We start from the raw sequence: 17035 nt of genomic DNA on the forward strand, positions 1-17035 counted from the left end.
CCCCAAAGGTGACGCCATGCTACTGGTCCGCAATGGTTCAAGTCCAGCGCCGAATCTGCTGTGGAGCAAAGATATCCGCTTGACCCGTCGCTAAAAAAGAATGGCTGAGACGAGTCGGGGGGCGACGCGATTGGATGTAGGGCTGGCTTTGGTGCCGGTTGATTTCGTGGCGCGCGAAGCGCTGCTTTTTGCCGCCTTCGGCTTTCTGATCAGCGGCATCGACGATCTCGCCATCGATGGCCTGTATTTTCTGTACTGGCTGCGGCGCCGTATCGCTGGCCGACGCGCCCCGCGCCCGACGCTCGCCGACCTTGCCGCATCCCCCGCGCGTGGCCGGATCGCGATTTTCGTGCCCGCCTGGGACGAGGCAGCGGTGATCGAGCCGATGCTCCGGACTGCGCTCGCCCGGCTCGATCATCCCGACTATCATCTCTATGTCGGCACCTATCCCAATGATCGCGCGACGATCGACGCCGTTGCGCGCGTCGCCGCCGCCGACGACCGCGTGCGGCTGGTGATCGGACCGCAGCCGGGGCCGACGACCAAGGCGGCGTGCCTCAATATCTTGTGGCACGCGCTGCGCCGCGCCGAGGCGGCAGCAGGCGCCGGGGGTGATGGCGACGGGGGTGATAGCGACGGGCGCCACGCGGGCCGCGCCCGTGCGATCGTGCTCCACGACGCCGAGGATGTCGTTCACCCCGGCGAACTGCGGCTGTTCGATGCGCTGATCGGGGCGCATTGGGCGGTGCAATTGCCCGTGCTCCCGCTCGTCGATCGCGGCTCACAGCTGGTATCGGGGCATTATTGCGACGAATTTGCCGAGGCGCACGCCAAGCAGATGGTGGTGCGCCAGGCGCTTGGCGCGGGGATGCCGCTTGCGGGCGTCGGCTGCGCGATCGCGCGCGAGGCGCTCGACGCGATCGCCGCGCGGCGGCAGGGCGATCCGTTCGACACGGCAAGCCTGACCGAGGATTATGAGCTCGGCCTCACCATCTCGGCGCTTGGCGGGCGTGGGACGCTCGCGCGTCTGCGCGAATTCCCGGGCGGCCCGCTGGTTGCGGTGCGCGCCTATTTTCCGGCGAGCCTCGATGCCGCGGTCAGGCAAAAGGCGCGCTGGATGATCGGGATCGCGCTCGCCGGCTGGGACCGAATCGGCTGGGGGCGTCCGCTCGATCTGGGCGATCACTGGATGCGGATGCGCGATCGTCGCGCGCCGATCGCCGTTGTCGTGCTGGCGGCGGCCTATCTCGCGCTGGTCGCGTCGGCGCTGTCGCTGCTGCTGCACGGCCTGACCGGCACGGTACCGCAGGGCCCGCTGGCGCCGCCGCTGCTCCTGGGCGTCAACGCCGCGCTGCTCGGCTGGCGGCTGGCGATGCGGGCGCTGTTCACTGGCGCCGCCTATGGCGCGCGCGAGGCCTTGTGGTCGCTCCCGCGCGCGATTGCCGGCAATCTGATCGCGATGCTCGCCGCGCGCCGCGCGCTCAGCCGCTACCTCGCGATGCTCGGCGGGGCGGCGCCGGTGTGGGACAAGACCGCCCATATGTTTCCGGCGGGATTGGGAAGATCGGGCGAGGGATGAGCGCATCGGGCCGCCCGCTGCGGTTCCTCGGCGCGGTGATCGGCGGGTGGATCGGATTTCGGATCATGATGCTCTGGCCCGCGCCATCGGCGCATTCGATCGTGACTGTAGCCAAGCCGCCGGTCCTGCACCCGCTGGTCGCGCCGAGCAGGTTAGCGGGTGCGAGACCGGCAACGGCATTCATTGCTGACCCGCCTCGGCGGGCCCCGCGCCCACGCCCGCGGCTCTTGCGAGCGAGCAGGGCGAGCGCGATCGAAGGCGGCACCGGCGCGCCATTTCCGGATCGGGTCGTGCCGTCGCCCGGCCCGATCGACGACCCGCCCCGGCCAGCGCCGGCGCTGATCCCCGCCATGCCGATCCTGCCCGATCGATCAGCCGAGACGGCAAAACGCTGGTCGGTCAGCGCCTGGCTGCTCGCGCGCGCCGGCACCGGGCTCGGCGCGAGCCCGCTCGGCGGCCAACTCGGCGGTGCGCAGGCCGGTGTCCGCCTCGCCTACGCGCTGGACCGCCGTCAGCGACTTGCCGCCTTCGCCCGACTCGCCACGCCGCTGGCGACCCGCGGGCGCGAAGCCGCGATCGGGCTCGACTGGCGGCCCACCCGCCTGCCGATCCGGCTGATCGCCGAACAGCGGATCGCGCTCGAGGGCAGCGGCGGGGGCCCCTCGATCGGTCTGGTCGCGGGCGCAGGACCGGCGGCGATCGGGCAGGGGCTGAGGCTTGAGGCCTATGGCCAGGCGGGGTTGATCGCGCGCGCCGGCCTGATCGGTTTTGCCGACGGGGCGATCCGCCTCGATCGCCCCATCGCGCGGATCGGCGCCACGTCGGTCGCGATCGGCGGCGGTGCGTGGGGCGGCCTTCAGCCCGGTGCGGCGCGGCTCGATCTCGGTCCCTCGGTGGCGCTCGCGATCCCGATCGAGCGGCGGTCGATCAGGCTGGTGGTCGACTGGCGCGAGCGGGTCGCAGGGGCCGCGCAGCCCGGCTCGGGAATAGCACTGACGCTGGGCACCGATTTTTGAACCGCCGCCGCGCGGCGCTTTGCGTGCGGCGATCGAACAGGATATCGCGGGCAGCGTCATGGACGTCTATCTGCCTATCGCCAATCTGAGCGTGAACGCGTTCGTCATCATCCTGCTCGGCGGCGGGGTGGGGCTGTTGTCGGGCATGTTCGGCGTCGGCGGGGGGTTTCTGACCACGCCGCTGCTGATCGTGTACGGCATTCCGCCAACCGTGGCCGCTGCCTCGGCCGCGAGCCAGGTCACCGGCGCCAGCGTGTCGGGCGTGTTCGCGCATCTCCGGCGGCGCGGGGTCGACTTCAAGATGGGTGGCGTGCTCGTCGCCGGCGGCATCGTCGGCTCCTTCGCTGGCGCGTGGCTGTTCCGGCTGCTCCAGGCGAGCGGCCAGATCGATACCGTCATCGCGATCATCTATGTGCTGCTGCTCGGGTCGATCGGCGGGCTGATGGCGCGCGAATCGCTGCAGGCGATCAAGGCGCTCAAAACCGGCATTCCGGTCAAGGCGCGCACCCGCCGGCATCACCCGCTCGTCGCCGCGCTGCCGCTGCGGACGCGTTTCTATCGCTCGGGGCTCTATATCTCGCCGCTCGCGCCCTTGCTGCTCGGCTTTTTCGTCGGCATCCTGACGATCCTGCTCGGCATCGGCGGTGGCTTCATCCTCGTGCCGGCGATGCTCTACCTGCTCGGCATGGGAACCCAGGTGGTCGTCGGCACCTCGCTTTTCCAGACGCTGTTCGTGACGGCGGTGGCGACGATGGTCCACGCCACCACCACCAAGGCCGTCGACATCATCCTGGCGGCGCTGTTGCTGCTCGGCTCGGTGGTCGGCGCGCAGGTCGGCGCACGCTTCGCAACCAGCGTGAAACCCGAATATCTGCGGCTGGCGCTGGCGATCATCGTGCTGCTCGTCGCGTTCCGCGTCGCGCTCGGGCTCGGCTGGCGCCCCGACGAGATTTATTCGGTCGAGCTGACGTGAGGCGGCGGCTCGCTGCCCTGCTGCTCGCCGCGCCGCTGGTGCTGGGGGACACCAAGCCCGTGCTGGTGCCCGACGTGTCCCAGCGCGACATCGAGATCGCGTATAGTTTCACCGGCGCCGAATTGCTGCTGTTCGGCGCGATCCTCTATCCCGGCGGGCGCGTGCCGAGCGAGCGCGATGCACAGATCGTGGTCGTGGTCAAAGGTCCGGTCCAGCCGATCCTGGTGCGCGAAAAGCAGCAGATCGCCGGGATCTGGGTCAACGCCGCCCGGATGCGCTATCTGTCGGCGCCCTCCTTCTACGGGCTCGCCTCGTCGAAGCCGATCGCCAGCCTGGTCGACGATCGCACCCGGGCGATCTACGAACTCGGTCTCGACAGCCTCCAGCTCTCGCCGGCCAGCAGCACGCCGACCGCCGAGCAGGCCCGGTTTGCGCGCGGCCTCGTCGATCTGAAACGACGCAACGGGCTATATTACGAGGCGCCCGGCGCGGTCGAGATCACCGACGGCGTGCTGTATCGCGCCCGGATCACGATTCCGGCCCGCGTCCCGATCGGTCGCTTCACCGCCGAGACCTTCCTGATTCGCGACGGGCGCGTACTGGCGGCGGCGGTGCGCGACATCGACATCCGCAAATCGGGCTTCGAGCGTTTCGTCGCGCGCGCCGCCGATCATCAATCGGTCGCCTATGGCCTCGTCGCGGTCGCGCTTTCGGTGCTGTTCGGCTGGGCCGCCGGAGCGATCGCGCGGCGGATTTGAGCCGCCCGCAAACGCAATCTTTACCAGTTGAGGTCAAGCTCGCGCGACTGTTCCAGAGGCCCTGACCACATGACTGATCGCGCCGACGCGCATGGCTTTGACGGCACCCGGCGAGCAGAAGGCGGCCGGGCCGGCTTTGCCGTGGGCGATGATTCGCGGCTCGGCATCGGGATGGTTTTCGAAATCGCCGGCTCGAGCAGCCAGATCCTGCTCGACGCCGCCGCGCTCGACCGCTTCGCCGACAGCAGCGATCCGGTGATCGCGGCGGCCGGCCAGGTCGGCAGCCAGGTCAAGATGCGGGTCGGCAGTTCGTGGCTGATCGCCAATGTCCGCTCGCTGCGGCTCGCCGAAGGGCATGGCGACCGGATCGTCGCGGCGATCGACTTCCTCGGCGAGGGCGACGAGGAAAAGCTGACCGGCAAGCTTTACCGCTTCCGGCGCGGGGTGACTCGCTATCCGAGCCCCGGCACGGCGGTATTCGCCGTGTCGACCGCCGACATGAAGCAGATCTATGCCGCCGACGATCGCGCCCATATCGAGATCGGCACGGTCTACCCGACCCGCGACATTCGCGCCGCGCTCTATATCGACGCGCTGCTCGGCAAGCATTTCGCGCTGCTGGGGAGCACCGGCACCGGCAAGTCGACGGCGACCGCGCTGATCCTCCACCGCATCTGCGCGCTGGCGCCGCAGGGCCATGTCGTGATGGTCGATCCCCACGGCGAATATGCCGCCGCGTTTCAAGGGATCGGCGCGATCTACGACGTGTCGAACCTGCAAATGCCCTATTGGCTGATGAACTTCGAGGAGCATTGCGAGGTCTTCGTCACCACCAGCGGCTCCGAACGCCAGATCGATGCCGACATTCTTGCCAAATGCCTGTTGATGGCGCGCGGCAAGGGCCGGCTCGGGCAGGAGATCAGCAAGCTGACGGTCGATGCGCCGATCCCCTATCTGCTGAGCGACCTGACCAATTTGATCAGTCTCGAAATGGGCAAGATGGACCGTGCCGGCGATACCGCCCCTTATCTGCGACTGAAGACCAAGATCGACGAGATCAAGGCCGATCCGCGCTATGGTTTCATGTTTTCGGGCATGCTCGTCGCCGATACGATGGCGAGCTTCATCGAACGCGTGTTTCGCCTGCCGGGTGACGGCAAGCCGATCTCGATCATCGATGTCTCGGGCGTGCCGTCCGAGATCACCTCGGTGGTGGTCGCGGTGCTCAGCCGGATGGTGTTCGATTTCGCGATCTGGTCACGCAACGAGCCGCAGCGGCCGATCCTGCTCGTCTGCGAGGAGGCGCATCGCTATATTCCGAACGAAGCCAACGCCAACGGCTCGTCGGTCGGGCGGATTCTCAGCCGGATCGCCAAGGAAGGCCGCAAATATGGCGTGTCGCTGGGGCTGATCACCCAGCGCCCCTCCGACCTCGCCGAAGGCGTGCTGTCGCAATGCGGCACGATCATCGCGATGCGGCTCAACAATGATCGAGACCAGGCGTTCGTCCGGGCGGCGATGCCCGAAGGCGCACGCGGCTTTCTCGATTCGATTCCGGCGCTGCGGAACCGCGAAGGCATCGTCTGCGGCGAGGGCGTAGCCGTTCCGATCAGGGTTGCTTTCGATACGCTCGAGGAGTCCAAGCGCCCCGCCTCCGACGATCCCGTCTTTTCGCAGCTGTGGCGCGAACAGGGTCAGGAAGAGCAGATCATCAGCCGCACGATCAAACGCTGGCGGTCGCAGGGTCACTGATCGCGCGAGCCTGCCGCAATCGGCGGCTGGCGCCGGCGCCCGAGGGGATCAGCGCTGCCCGGGCTTGACGGCGAGCAGCGCGGCCACGCGTGCCTTGAACGCCTGCAGCGCCCGGCCGGACAATTGCGCGACCTCGGTGAACGAGATCGAGCGCGGGTTGACCGAGACGCCGTTGCGCCACAATTCATAATGGAGATGCGGGCCGGTCGACAGACCGGTCGAGCCGACATAACCGATGATCTGCCCTTGGCTCACCCGCGTCCCCGGCCGCACCGCGATCCGGCTCATATGGCCATAGCCGGTGGCGAGCCCACCGCTATGCGCGAGCTTGACGAAATTGCCATAGCCGGCGTTGCGCCCGGCGAAGGCGACGACGCCGTCGATCGCGGCATGGATCGGCGCGCCATAGGGGGCGCCGATATCGATGCCCTTGTGCATCCGCATCATCCGCAGGATCGGATGGAAGCGTACGCCGTAGCCCGAGGTGGTGTGGCCAGCGACCGGCATCTGCATGACGCCGCGACGCTCGCCGACGCCCGATGCCTCGAACCAGTCGGACCGGCCGCCCGATTCCCAGCGGACCAGCTGAACCTTCTTCTTGCCCTGATCGAGCCCGGCGAAGAGGAGCTGGCCGAGTTGAACCTCGCCGGTCGCCGCGCGCGCCTGTTCGACGATGATATCGAAGACATTGTCGGCCCGGACATCGCGCCCGATCGACATGCGGCTCGCCAGCGCGCGCAGATAGGTCTCGACCGCCTTGGCCGGCGCGCCGGCGGCGCGCGCCGACCGATAGAGGCTCTGGCCGACCAGCCCGCGGATCCGCAACGGGGCGTGGTCGATCGCGATCGGCTCGGGCGTCGCCACCAGCCGGTCGCCGGTCCGCGCGACCGCGAGATTGAGATCGAAGCGCGCCCGAAAGCGCAGCTGCTCGAGCGGGCGTGGCACCGAACGGCTGGTCCGCCGCCCGAGCGTGAGATCGATCTGGGTACCGGGCTTGATCGCATCGAGCGCGATATGCCGGGCCACCAGCGCTGCGACGGTCGAGGCTTCGTCGCGGCCCACCCCGGCGCGTTCGAGCACACGGCCGAAACTATCGCCGCTGCCCAGCGTCGCGGCGAGTTCGATGATCGGGCGTTCGGGGGTTTCGGCGAGCGGCCGGACGAGATCGTTGGCGGCCATGTGGCGACCCGTGGTGGCGCCCCAGGCCAGCGGCGCGATCGACTGGCTGCGCGCCTCGTCCCAATCCGCGCCGGCGAGCGGCGACGGGGCTTCGCCGAGCAACGGGCGATCGAAACCGGGAGACAACCAGCAGGTCGCCGCGATCAGCGCGGTGCACGTCGCCGCCCCGCGCCACCATTCGGCCGAGCCGATCCGCGCGCCGAGATCGGGTGCCCAGTCGACCTGGGCGAACCTGCCGCGCCACCGAACGAAGCGGCTTTGGCTGCGGACAGGGACCAGCGCCCGACCGAAGGACAGCGCCGCCGCACCCCCTCCCTGCTCCAGAACGTGATCACTCCGCAGAAACACTGCAGCCCCCAGGACAGCGCCGATGCCACCCGCCACGCATCGGCTAATCAATTAATTGTAGGCCGAATTCGCTAAAGTCAAATTAACCGGCTGTCCCGTTTGTCCCGATTGCGACCAAGCGTTGCCGATCGCCGATGAAGAACGGAACAATTGCGGTACGGCGCGCGCATCGCCGATACGCGCCTGTTTTTTCGGCCGGCGGAGGTTGCGCTTGCGCCGGCGGACAGCGATCTTGGTTGCCATGACCGCGCGTGCCATCAGCCAGATCACCGCCGTTCTGGGGCCGACCAACACCGGCAAGACCCATCTCGCGATCGAGCGGATGTGTGGCCATTCGAGCGGGATGATCGGTTTCCCGCTGCGTTTGCTGGCGCGCGAAGTCTATGACCGGGTCGTCAAGATCAAGGGCGCCAGCCAGGTCGCGTTGATCACCGGCGAGGAAAAGATCCTTCCCCGCGACGCGCGCTGGTTCCTGTGCACCGCCGAGAGCATGCCGCTCGACCGCGAGCTGGCGTTTGTCGGCGTCGACGAAGCCCAGCTGGGCGCCGATCGCGAGCGCGGCCACGTCTTCACCGATCGGCTGCTGCGCGCGCGCGGGCGCGAGGAGACGATGATCCTGGGATCGGAAGCGCTGCGCCCGATGGTCCGGTCGCTGGTGCCCGACGCCGAGATCGTCAACCGGCCGCGCTTCTCGACGCTGAGCTATGCCGGCGCGGCGAAGCTTTCGCGGCTGCCCAAAAGATCGGTCATCGTCGCCTTCTCGGCCGAGGAAGTCTATGCCGTCGCCGAGATGCTGCGCCGGCTGCGCGGCGGCGCGGCGGTGGTGATGGGCGCGCTCTCCCCCCGCACGCGCAACGCCCAGGTCGCGATGTTCCAGGCTGGCGAGGTCGATTATCTGGTCGCCACCGACGCGATCGGCATGGGCCTCAACATGGACGTCGCGCACGTCGCCTTTGCGAGTCTGCGCAAGTTCGACGGGCATCGCCAGCGCCGGCTGAACGTCGCCGAAATGGCCCAGATCGCCGGCCGCGCCGGGCGGCACCAGCGCGACGGCAGCTTCGGCGCGCTGACCGACGACGGGGCGGGTGCCTTCACGCCCGAGGAAATCGCCGCGATCGAGGAACATCGCTTTCCCCGGCTCGACCATCTCTATTGGCGCGACGGCGCGCCGCGCACCGCCTCGATCGACACGCTGATCGCCGATCTCGAGCAGCGTCCCGAGGCGGAAGCCTTGCGCACGGCGCCCGAGGCGCTCGACCTTGGCGTGCTCAAGCGGCTCGCCGAGCAGGACTGGGTGCGTGATCGCGGCCGCACCCCGACGATGGTCGCGCGGCTCTGGGCGGCTTGTGGCGTCCCCGATTTCCGCAAGGTGGGAATCGATCCGCATGCCCGCTTCGTCAGCCGCCTGTTCGGCCATCTTTCCGAGGGCAACTGCCACCTCCCCCATGATTGGTTCGCCGCCGAAATCGCGCGGCTCGACGCCGTCACCGGCGATGTCGAGACGATCGCCGGGCGGATCGCCGCGGCGCGCAGCTGGGCCTATATCGCGCATCGCAGCGACTGGCTCGCCGATCCGGCGCATTGGGCCGATCGCACCCGGGCGATCGAGGAGCGGCTTTCGGACGCGCTGCACGATCGCCTGACGCAGCGCTTCGTTGATCGGCGCACGACATTGCTGATGCGCCAGATCGGCGCCGACCCGCGCGCCCTGCCGGTCACCATCGCCGCCGACGGCGCGGTGATGGTCGAGGATCATCCGATCGGCCGCCTCGAGGGGTTCGCCTTCGTCGTGGCGGCCGATACCAATGCCACCGACAAGCGACTGCTGCTCGCCGCCGCCGAGCGCCGGCTCGTCGGCGAGCGCGCACGACGCGGCGAGGCGCTGGCGACGGCGCCCGATTGCGACCTCACGCCGATCGCCACCGCCGGCGCGCCACCCGCGATCGGCTGGCAAGGACGCGCCGTCGCGGCGCTGCGCCCGGGGCCGACGATGGCCCGGCCGCAGATCGTGCTCGACCGCTCGCTCGACTGCCTCGACAAGCCATTGCGTGATCGCATCCACGGGCGGCTGACGGTGTGGCTCGGCGATCAGCTCGCGCGCCACGTCGCGGCGATCGCCGCCGCCGAGGCGCTGGCGCGCGCGCCGGCCGCACCGCCGGCGCTGCGGGTGGTGGCAGCGGCGCTTGGCACCGGCGGCGGGATGGCCGCGCGGCTGCCGCTGACGACGGCGGTCGAGGCGCTGACGAGCGACGATCGCAAGACGCTGCGCCGGACCGGCTATGTCATCGGCGCGCTCGACATCTACGACGCGCGGCTGCTCAAGCCGACGCCCGCGCTTTGGCGCCAATTGCTGCTCGCGGCCGGCAGCGGGCAACCGGTGGCGGTGCCGCTGCCTGCGGGCACTACGGTGGTGCCGCGCGGGACGCCGGGGGCGAGCCCGCTCGCCGGCTACCGCGAGATCGGCGCGCAATCGGTGCGGATCGATCTGGTCGAGCGGATCGCCCGGGCCGCGCACGACGCCCGCGCAGGCCGCGCCGCCTTTGCGCCCGATCCCAAGCTTGCAGTGTCGATCGGCATGTCGGCGGAGACGCTCGCGCGGCTGATGGCGCAACTCGGCTTCCGGTCCGCGCCGTCGGCCGATGGCGTCGCTCGCTGGACGTGGCGGGGACGACCGCCGCGCGTCACCGCCGCCGTCCCGCCGCGCGCCAACGCCTTTGCCGGGCTCGCCGATCTCGTTGCCCGCCATGGCTGAGCCGGCGGGGTCGATGCGGCTCGACCGGTTTCTCTGGTATGCGCGGCTCGCCCCCGATCGCGCCCGCGCGCAGGCGCTGGCGAGCGCCGGGACGCTCAGGATCGACGGCCGGGTCGTGTCGCGCCCGGCGGCGGCGGTCCGTGTGGGCAACGTGCTCGGCTATGTGACCCACGGTGGCACGGTCCGCATCCTGCGGGTCGTTGCGCTGCCGCTGCGACGCGGGCCGGCAGAGGAGGCAGCGCAGCTTTATATCGAGCTTACAAACCCCGGTTGACGCGTGGCAGCGCGCCGCATAGCAGGTGCCGATTGGTTCCTGGGGAGTAATTCGAGCATGACCTACGTCGTCACCGACGCGTGCATCCGTTGCAAATATATGGACTGTGTCGAGGTCTGCCCGGTCGATTGCTTCTACGAGGGCGAGAACATGCTCGTCATCAACCCGAGCGAATGCATCGATTGCGGGGTGTGCGAACCCGAATGCCCGGCCGAGGCGATCCTGCCCGATACCGAGAACGGGCTCGAAAAATGGCTCGAACTCAACACGACCTTCTCGGCGCAATGGCCCAACATCACCCGCAAGCGCGAGAGCCCGGCGGACGCCGACGCGTTCAAGGGCGTCGAGGGCAAGTTCGATACGTTGTTCTCGCCCGAACCCGGCCAGGGCGACTGAGCGGCCCGCTTCGGCGACGTCACCGACCCGTTTCGGGGCATCGGCGCCGCGCCGCACGCATCTGGCGTTGCGGGGCGACCGGTTATTGTGCGCTTTTGCTGGTAATTTTATTACGGCTCTGTTAAACAGGTCGGGACGGAGGCGCCGGTGCGCGCTTTCCGCACGGAGACTTACAGGCACACCACCCCGATCGCGCCAGCCGCCAAAGCGGCGAGCGCGCGTTCCCATCGGGCTCTGATCACAGAAAGGCTCAACAGAATGGCTGCCAAGGCGCTGTCCTTCGACGTCGGTGACTATGTTGTTTACCCCAAGCACGGCGTCGGCCGTGTCATCGAACTGCAGCGGCAGGAGATCGCCGGCATGCAGCTCGAACTCTATGTCCTGCGGTTCGAGAAAGAACGCATGACGCTGCGTGTTCCCACCAACAAGGCCGAGAGCGTCGGCATGCGCAAATTGTCGTCCGACAAGACGCTGCGCGAGGCGCTCGACACGCTGACCGGCAAGCCGCGCGTCAAGCGGACGATGTGGTCGCGGCGCGCGCAGGAATATGAAGCCAAGATCAATTCGGGCGACCTCGTGTCGATCGCCGAAGTGGTACGCGACCTGTTCCGAGCCGACGACCAGCCCGAGCAGAGCTATTCGGAACGCCAGATATTCGAAGCCGCGACCAGCCGCCTCGCCCGCGAACTCGCGGCGATGGAGCAGGTCGACGAGCCGACTGCTCAGGAAAAGATTCTCGAAATCCTGCGCAAGGCGGCGGCGATCCACAACAAGGACAAGGAACCCGCCTGAGCCGGCGCGGTGAATTGATCTGAATCAGGGGCGGTCGGCAACGACCGCCCCTTTTCGCTTGCACGTCCAGCCTCGGTGTATTATTACAACAATACACACCAGGAGGATGGCATGATCAAGGCTGTAGTGATCGCAATGATGCCGTTGGCTGGCTGCTCGGTGGCGGTTGGCGACGGCGGGATCAAAGGCACGGGCAGCGGCAACAGCCGCAGCTTTGCCGTCGCCGATTTCACGGGTGTCGAGCTCGCCGGATCGGACGACGTCGAGATCAAGGTCGGCGGCGCCTTCTCGGTGCGTGCCCAGGGGCCGTCGGCAGTGCTCGACCGGCTCAAGATCGAGCGGGACGGCGACACGCTGGAAATCGGCCGCAAATCGATGACCGGGTGGCACTGGGGCGACCGCAAGGGCGCCACCATCTACGTCACCATGCCGCGGATCGCCGCTGCGCGCATCGCCGGATCGGGTGATCTCTCGATCGATCGCGCCGATGGCGACGCCTTCAAGGGCGACACGGCGGGATCGGGCGGCCTGACGATCGGCGCGCTCAACGTCCGCTCGGCAACGCTGTCGATCGCCGGATCAGGCGACATCTCCGCCAAGGGGATGGCCACGAAGCTCGACCTGTCGATCGCCGGATCGGGTGATATCGATGCGCGCAGCGTCAAGGCGACCGAGGCACGCGTCTCGATCGCCGGATCGGGCAGCGTCGCCGCCGACGTCACCGGCCCGGCCAAGGTGTCGATCGTCGGCTCGGGCGACGCCGATCTGGGGCCGAACGCCACATGCTCGACGAGCCGGATCGGCTCGGGGACCGTTCGCTGCGGCAAATAGCGCGATCGGCCAGGGCTTGTCTGATCGGACAAATCGGCCGATGTCGAACGCCATGATCCGCCTGTCTCCTCGCGCGGCCCTCGGGGTCGTTCTGCTCGCGCTGACGCCGCCCGCCGCTGCCAACGCCGCCGAACGCAATTATTCGGTCAGCAGCTTCGACCGGATCCGCGTTGAGGGGCCGTTCGACGTCCGGCTCGGCACGAACCAGCCGCCGGGCGGCCACGCCGAGGCCGATGCGCGCACGCTCGATCTGCTGACGCTGCAGGTCGAAGGGACGACGCTGATCGTTCGTCTGAGCAGCAATGGCTGGGGCGAGAGCCCGCAGGCCGCACGCACCGCCCCGGTGATCACCCTGCGCACCCCCTCGCTACGCTCGGCGCTCGTCAACGCCGGCGGCAAGCTGGCGATCACACCGATGAAGGGGCAGCGACTCGATCTCGCTGTCAACGGCAGCGGCGCGATCAGCGCAGCGGGGATCGATGCCGACGAACTCTACGCGACCGTAATCGGGACGGGGACCATCAAACTCGCCGGTCGCACCGCGCGCGCGCAGTTGCTCAGCAACGGCTCGGGCGCGATCGCCGCCGAGGCGCTGACGGTCAACGATCTGATCGTCCGGCTCGACGGCACCGGCGAGACCCATGCGGCGGCGCGGTTCACCGCCAAGATCACCACCAACGGGCTCGGCAAGGTCACCGTCGACGGCAATCCGGCGTGCACGGTCACGGCGCTCGCGGGCGGGCCGATCATCTGCGGGCGGCCGTAGCCGGACGCCGGGCGATCGGGCGGCTCGGTCAGATCAGCCCGAGCCCGGCAAGCTTGCCCATCAGCGCTGCCGGCATGACGTCGCCCTGCAGCATCCCTTCGCCCAGATCGGCGGGCGCGTCGGCGGCTTCGAGATAGCGCCAACCTTGGTGCGCGCGCTTGGCGCGGGCCTCGACGAGGATCGTGCGCGGCTCGATATGGATCGCCACCTTGCCGCCCTCGGCTTCGCCGAACGCGATGATCGGCGAGCGCGCGATCAGTTGATGCTTGATGATCCAGTATAACGAGCCCCCGGCGATTTCGGCATGCCGCTTGGGCAGATAGCGCGTCGTCAGGAAAACCGGCCCGCCCGCGGCGCGCGCGGCGAGGCGGGTGGCGAGGTGGTCGAGGCTCGTCGCGCCAAAGGCGACCTTGGTCAGGTGAAGCGGCATGATCACCCCCGACGTGGGGGATAAAGCGTCGGCGTCAAGTCAGCTGCCGAGGCCCCACAGGGTCGCCAGCCCCAGAAACGAGAAAAAGCCCATCACATCGGTCATCATCGTCACGAACACCGCCGAGGATACGGCGGGATCGACCTCGGCGCGTTCGAGCATCACCGGCACGAGCACCCCGGCCAGCCCGGCGACGAGATTGTTGATGATCATCGACAGCGCAATCACGATCGCCAGGCTCGCGCTGCCGAAGATCACGAAGGTCCCCGTTCCGATCAGCGCGCCGAGCATCGCGCCGTTGGCGGCCGCGATCGTGAACTCGCGCACGATCATCCGCTGGGTGTTCGAACTCGTGAGCTGGTTGGTGGCGAGCGCGCGGACGACGACCGCGAGCGTCTGGGTGCCGGCATTGCCGCCCATCCCCGAAACGATCGGCATCAGCACCGCGAGCAGCGCGTAGCGGGCGATTTCGCCCTGAAACGCGCCCACCACCGATGCCGCGAGCATCGCCGTGCCGAGATTGACGACCAGCCAGATGATTCGCGTCCGCACCGTCAGCGCGATCGGCTCGTTGATGTCGCCCTCGCCCGCGCCCGATAGCCGCAGGATATCCTCGCCCGCCTCCTGGCTGATGATGTGGACGATGTCGTCGACGGTGATCATCCCGACCAGCCGACCGCCGGGATCGACGACGGCGGCCGAGATCAGCGCATATTTCTGGAAGCGCAGCGCCACTTCCTCCTGATCCATATCGACCGGGATCAGCGTCTGCTCGCGGCGCATGACGTCGCCGATCGCTACGCTGCGCGGCGTCCGCATGATCCAGGAAAGCTGGCAGGTGCCGACCGGCTTGTGCGCGGGATCGACGACGAAGACTTCCCAGAAATCGGTGGTCAGATCGTCGTTGCCGCGCAGATAATCGAGCACGTCGCCGACCGTCCAGTGTTCGGGCACCGCGATCAGCTCGCGCTGCATCAGGCGGCCAGCGGACTCCTCGGGATAGGAAAGCGCTTCCTCGATCGCCGCGCGATCGTCGGGATCGAGCGCGCGCAGCACGGCGCGCTGATCGCTTTCCTCCATGTCCTCGATGATCGCGACGGCATCGTCGGTATCGAGTTCGGAGGCGATGTCGGCGACTTCGCTCGGATCGAGCGCGTCGATCAGCGTTTCGCGGACATAATCGTTCATTTCGGCGAACACATCGCCGTCGAGCAGATCGGTGATCGCCTTGGCGAGCCCGCGCCGCTGGTCGGCCGGGGTGAGCTCGAACAGATCGGCGATGTCGGCCGGGTGGAGCGGCTCGACCAGCGCGCGCGCTTCCTCGGGCTGGCCGGCCTCGACCGCATCGAGCACGGCGCGCACGAATTCGGGCTTGAGCCGATCGTCCTCGTCGAGCTGGGTGGTCTCGGCGTCGACGCCGTCGAGTTCGGTCTCGCTCATCGTCCGACCTCCCGTCGCTCGTGCTGCCCTCGCCGCTCTAGCCGCGTGCGACGGTTATGCCAATCGCCGAGATTTGCCAGCGCGCCAATCGCTCGCTAGGGCCGCCGCAATCCACTTCATCCCCCTCCAATTGATCCAAGGAAGGTACCGCCATGGCCGATCCATTCGAAACGCTGGTGTTGACGCTCGATTCGGGCGACGTGACGATCCGGTTCCGCCCCGATCTCGCCCCCCAGCATGTCGCGCGCATCGCCGAGCTCGCCAATGACGGCTTTTACGACGGCGTGGTGTTTCACCGCGTCATCGACGGCTTCATGGCGCAGGGCGGCGATCCGACCGGCACCGGCACCAGCGGCTCCGACAAGCCCAACCTGCCCGCCGAGTTCAGCCGCGAGAAGCATGTCCGCGGGGTCTGCTCGATGGCGCGCACCTCGAACCCCAACAGCGCCAACAGCCAGTTCTTCATCTGCCTCGACGACGCGACCTTCCTCGACGGCCAATATACCGTGTGGGGCGAAGTGACGTCGGGCATGGAGCATGTCGACGCGCTGCCCAAGGGCGAGCCGCCGCGTTCGCCGGGCAAGATCGTCAAGGCGCGGGCCGCCTGATTCCAGGCGGGGCCCGACGATCAGCTGGCGGGGGCCTCGAGCGCCCCCACCAGCCAGTCGTGGAACAGCTTGACCGGGCGCAGCTGGAGTGCCCGGGGCCGGCAGACGAACCAGTAGCTGTACGGGCTCTCGACGACGACGTCGAACAGCTGGACGAGCCGGGGATCGTGCGCGTCCTCGAAATGGTTGGCGTGCATGAACGCGACGCCGAACCCCTGCGCGACCGCCTCGAGCATCAGCACGCCTGAGTCGAAATGGTCGATCGCGAGCGGCTCGAGATCGTCGAGCCCGGCCGCCTTGCGCCAGGTGGTGAAGGTATCGGGGATATCGCGGTGCACCAGGGCGGTCAGCCCGGCGAGCTGGGCAGGATCGGTGATCGGATGATCGCCCTCGAGCAGCTTTCGCGAGCCGATCACATAGATGCGGTTGCGATCGAGCCGCCGCGCATAGAGCGCCGGGTCGATCTCGCGCGCCAGCACGATCGCGGCGTCGAGCCCCTCGCCGAGTCGCGTCATGCCGTGGCCAGCGGTGTCGATATCGAGATGCAGCTCGGGATGCAGGGCGCGCAGCCCGGCGAGCTTCGGAAACAATCGCTGCGACGCGAACAGCGGCAGCACGCCAAGCCGCAGCCGCAGCATCTCGGCGCCGCTGATCAGCGATTCGACCGCATCGGCCATCAGGTCGAGCGCCGGTGCGATCTGGGCGATCAGCGTCTCGCCATCGCCGTTGAGATGCATTGCCTGGTGGCGCCGATCGAACAGCGGCCGGCCGATGAAGCGCTCAAGCGCCTGGATCCTGCGGCTGAGCGCCGGCGCCGACAGCGACAGCTCGACGGCTGCCGCCTTCACCGAGCCGAGACGCGCGACCTGAACAAAGGCTTCGATCGCGGTCAGCGGTGGCAATCGGCGCATGCGACAGTCTCCGTTGTGCAACGCATCATCGACGATTCATTGGTAGCAGCGCCCGTGCGTCTCGCGCCACAGCAAAGTGCATTTCCTGCAATCGCCATTTTTCATTTCGCACTTGCACAATTTTACGCTGCACTGCACATAGAACAGGCCTTTCAGGCATCCTCTCCTAAAACTTTCAAGGCCGATCCCCGAGGGGGTCGGCCCTTTTTTTGGCGATCGCACGGCCGAAG

At 68.3% G+C, this 17035-nt stretch carries 17 protein-coding genes; 12 read left to right on the top strand and 5 right to left on the bottom strand.

Features of this window, described 5'->3' with window-relative positions:
• Positions 1–130: 130 nt before the first annotated feature.
• The 5 genes from B7Y43_RS00070 (at position 131) to B7Y43_RS00090 (ending at position 6078) form a co-directional block, all read left to right on the top strand.
• A complete protein-coding gene (locus B7Y43_RS00070) occupies positions 131–1579 on the top strand; it encodes a glycosyl transferase family protein (RefSeq protein WP_374129572.1) in 1449 nt (482 codons plus the stop codon).
• Positions 1576–2595 (top strand): hypothetical protein, encoded by a 1020-nt coding sequence (locus tag B7Y43_RS00075; RefSeq protein ID WP_374129573.1) that lies wholly within the window; start codon positions 1576–1578, stop codon positions 2593–2595. The genes B7Y43_RS00070 and B7Y43_RS00075 overlap by 4 nt, the downstream gene beginning before the upstream one ends.
• Positions 2596–2653: 58 nt before the next feature.
• Entirely contained in the window at positions 2654–3568 is a 915-nt protein-coding gene (locus tag B7Y43_RS00080; RefSeq protein ID WP_374129574.1) for a sulfite exporter TauE/SafE family protein, read from the top strand.
• Positions 3565–4326 carry a TIGR02186 family protein gene (locus tag B7Y43_RS00085; RefSeq protein WP_374129575.1) on the top strand — a complete coding sequence of 254 codons (762 nt, stop codon included), beginning with the start codon at positions 3565–3567 and terminating at the stop codon, positions 4324–4326. Before B7Y43_RS00080 ends, B7Y43_RS00085 begins: the two co-directional genes overlap by 4 nt.
• A gap of 69 nt (positions 4327–4395) precedes the next feature.
• Complete coding sequence (locus B7Y43_RS00090) at positions 4396–6078, top strand: ATP-binding protein (RefSeq protein WP_374129576.1); 1683 nt, start codon at positions 4396–4398, stop codon at positions 6076–6078.
• Between the two features lie 48 nt (positions 6079–6126).
• Here B7Y43_RS00090 and B7Y43_RS00095 read toward each other — a convergent pair whose 3' ends face one another.
• Both B7Y43_RS00095 and B7Y43_RS00100 read right to left on the bottom strand, forming a co-directional pair.
• Complete coding sequence (locus B7Y43_RS00095) at positions 6127–7605, bottom strand: M23 family metallopeptidase (RefSeq protein ID WP_374129577.1); 1479 nt, start codon at positions 7603–7605, stop codon at positions 6127–6129.
• Positions 7606–7656: 51 nt separating this feature from the next.
• Complete coding sequence (locus B7Y43_RS00100) at positions 7657–7848, bottom strand: hypothetical protein (RefSeq protein ID WP_374129578.1); 192 nt, start codon at positions 7846–7848, stop codon at positions 7657–7659.
• On the opposite strand from B7Y43_RS00100, the gene B7Y43_RS00105 reads away from it, so the two are divergent.
• From B7Y43_RS00105 to B7Y43_RS00130, 6 genes are all read left to right on the top strand, one after another.
• A complete protein-coding gene (locus tag B7Y43_RS00105) occupies positions 7847–10357 on the top strand; it encodes a helicase-related protein (RefSeq protein ID WP_374129579.1) in 2511 nt (836 codons plus the stop codon). The genes B7Y43_RS00100 and B7Y43_RS00105 overlap by 2 nt on opposite strands.
• A gap of 13 nt (positions 10358–10370) precedes the next feature.
• Positions 10371–10631: a S4 domain-containing protein gene (locus B7Y43_RS00110; protein WP_374129580.1), complete on the top strand. Its 261-nt coding sequence runs from the start codon at positions 10371–10373 to the stop codon at positions 10629–10631.
• 57 nt (positions 10632–10688) lie between these two features.
• Entirely contained in the window at positions 10689–11027 is a 339-nt protein-coding gene (fdxA, locus tag B7Y43_RS00115; RefSeq protein WP_374129581.1) for a ferredoxin family protein, read from the top strand.
• Between the two features lie 258 nt (positions 11028–11285).
• Positions 11286–11819, top strand: coding sequence for a CarD family transcriptional regulator (locus B7Y43_RS00120; RefSeq protein WP_374127233.1), 534 nt, complete (start codon positions 11286–11288; stop codon positions 11817–11819).
• A 111-nt stretch (positions 11820–11930) separates the two neighbouring features.
• Positions 11931–12650, top strand: coding sequence for a head GIN domain-containing protein (locus tag B7Y43_RS00125; RefSeq protein ID WP_374129582.1), 720 nt, complete (start codon positions 11931–11933; stop codon positions 12648–12650).
• 40 nt (positions 12651–12690) lie between these two features.
• Positions 12691–13416, top strand: a complete 726-nt coding sequence (locus B7Y43_RS00130; RefSeq protein WP_374129583.1) for a GIN domain-containing protein — start codon at positions 12691–12693, stop codon at positions 13414–13416.
• A 28-nt stretch (positions 13417–13444) separates the two neighbouring features.
• On the opposite strand, the gene B7Y43_RS00135 is transcribed toward B7Y43_RS00130, so the two are convergent.
• Both B7Y43_RS00135 and mgtE read right to left on the bottom strand, forming a co-directional pair.
• The gene (locus B7Y43_RS00135) at positions 13445–13846 is read right to left on the bottom strand and encodes a DUF1489 family protein (protein WP_374129584.1); all 402 of its coding nucleotides are present in this window, start codon (positions 13844–13846) and stop codon (positions 13445–13447) included.
• A 39-nt stretch (positions 13847–13885) separates the two neighbouring features.
• A complete protein-coding gene (gene mgtE, locus B7Y43_RS00140; protein WP_374129585.1) occupies positions 13886–15286 on the bottom strand; it encodes a magnesium transporter in 1401 nt (466 codons plus the stop codon).
• 152 nt (positions 15287–15438) lie between these two features.
• On the opposite strand from mgtE, the gene B7Y43_RS00145 reads away from it, so the two are divergent.
• Positions 15439–15894: a peptidylprolyl isomerase gene (locus B7Y43_RS00145; protein WP_374129586.1), complete on the top strand. Its 456-nt coding sequence runs from the start codon at positions 15439–15441 to the stop codon at positions 15892–15894.
• Between the two features lie 20 nt (positions 15895–15914).
• Here B7Y43_RS00145 and B7Y43_RS00150 read toward each other — a convergent pair whose 3' ends face one another.
• Positions 15915–16805, bottom strand: a complete 891-nt coding sequence (locus B7Y43_RS00150) for a LysR substrate-binding domain-containing protein (RefSeq protein WP_374129587.1) — start codon at positions 16803–16805, stop codon at positions 15915–15917.
• Positions 16806–17035 lie beyond the last annotated feature (230 nt).

Source organism: Sphingomonas sp. 28-62-20 (assembly GCF_002281505.1).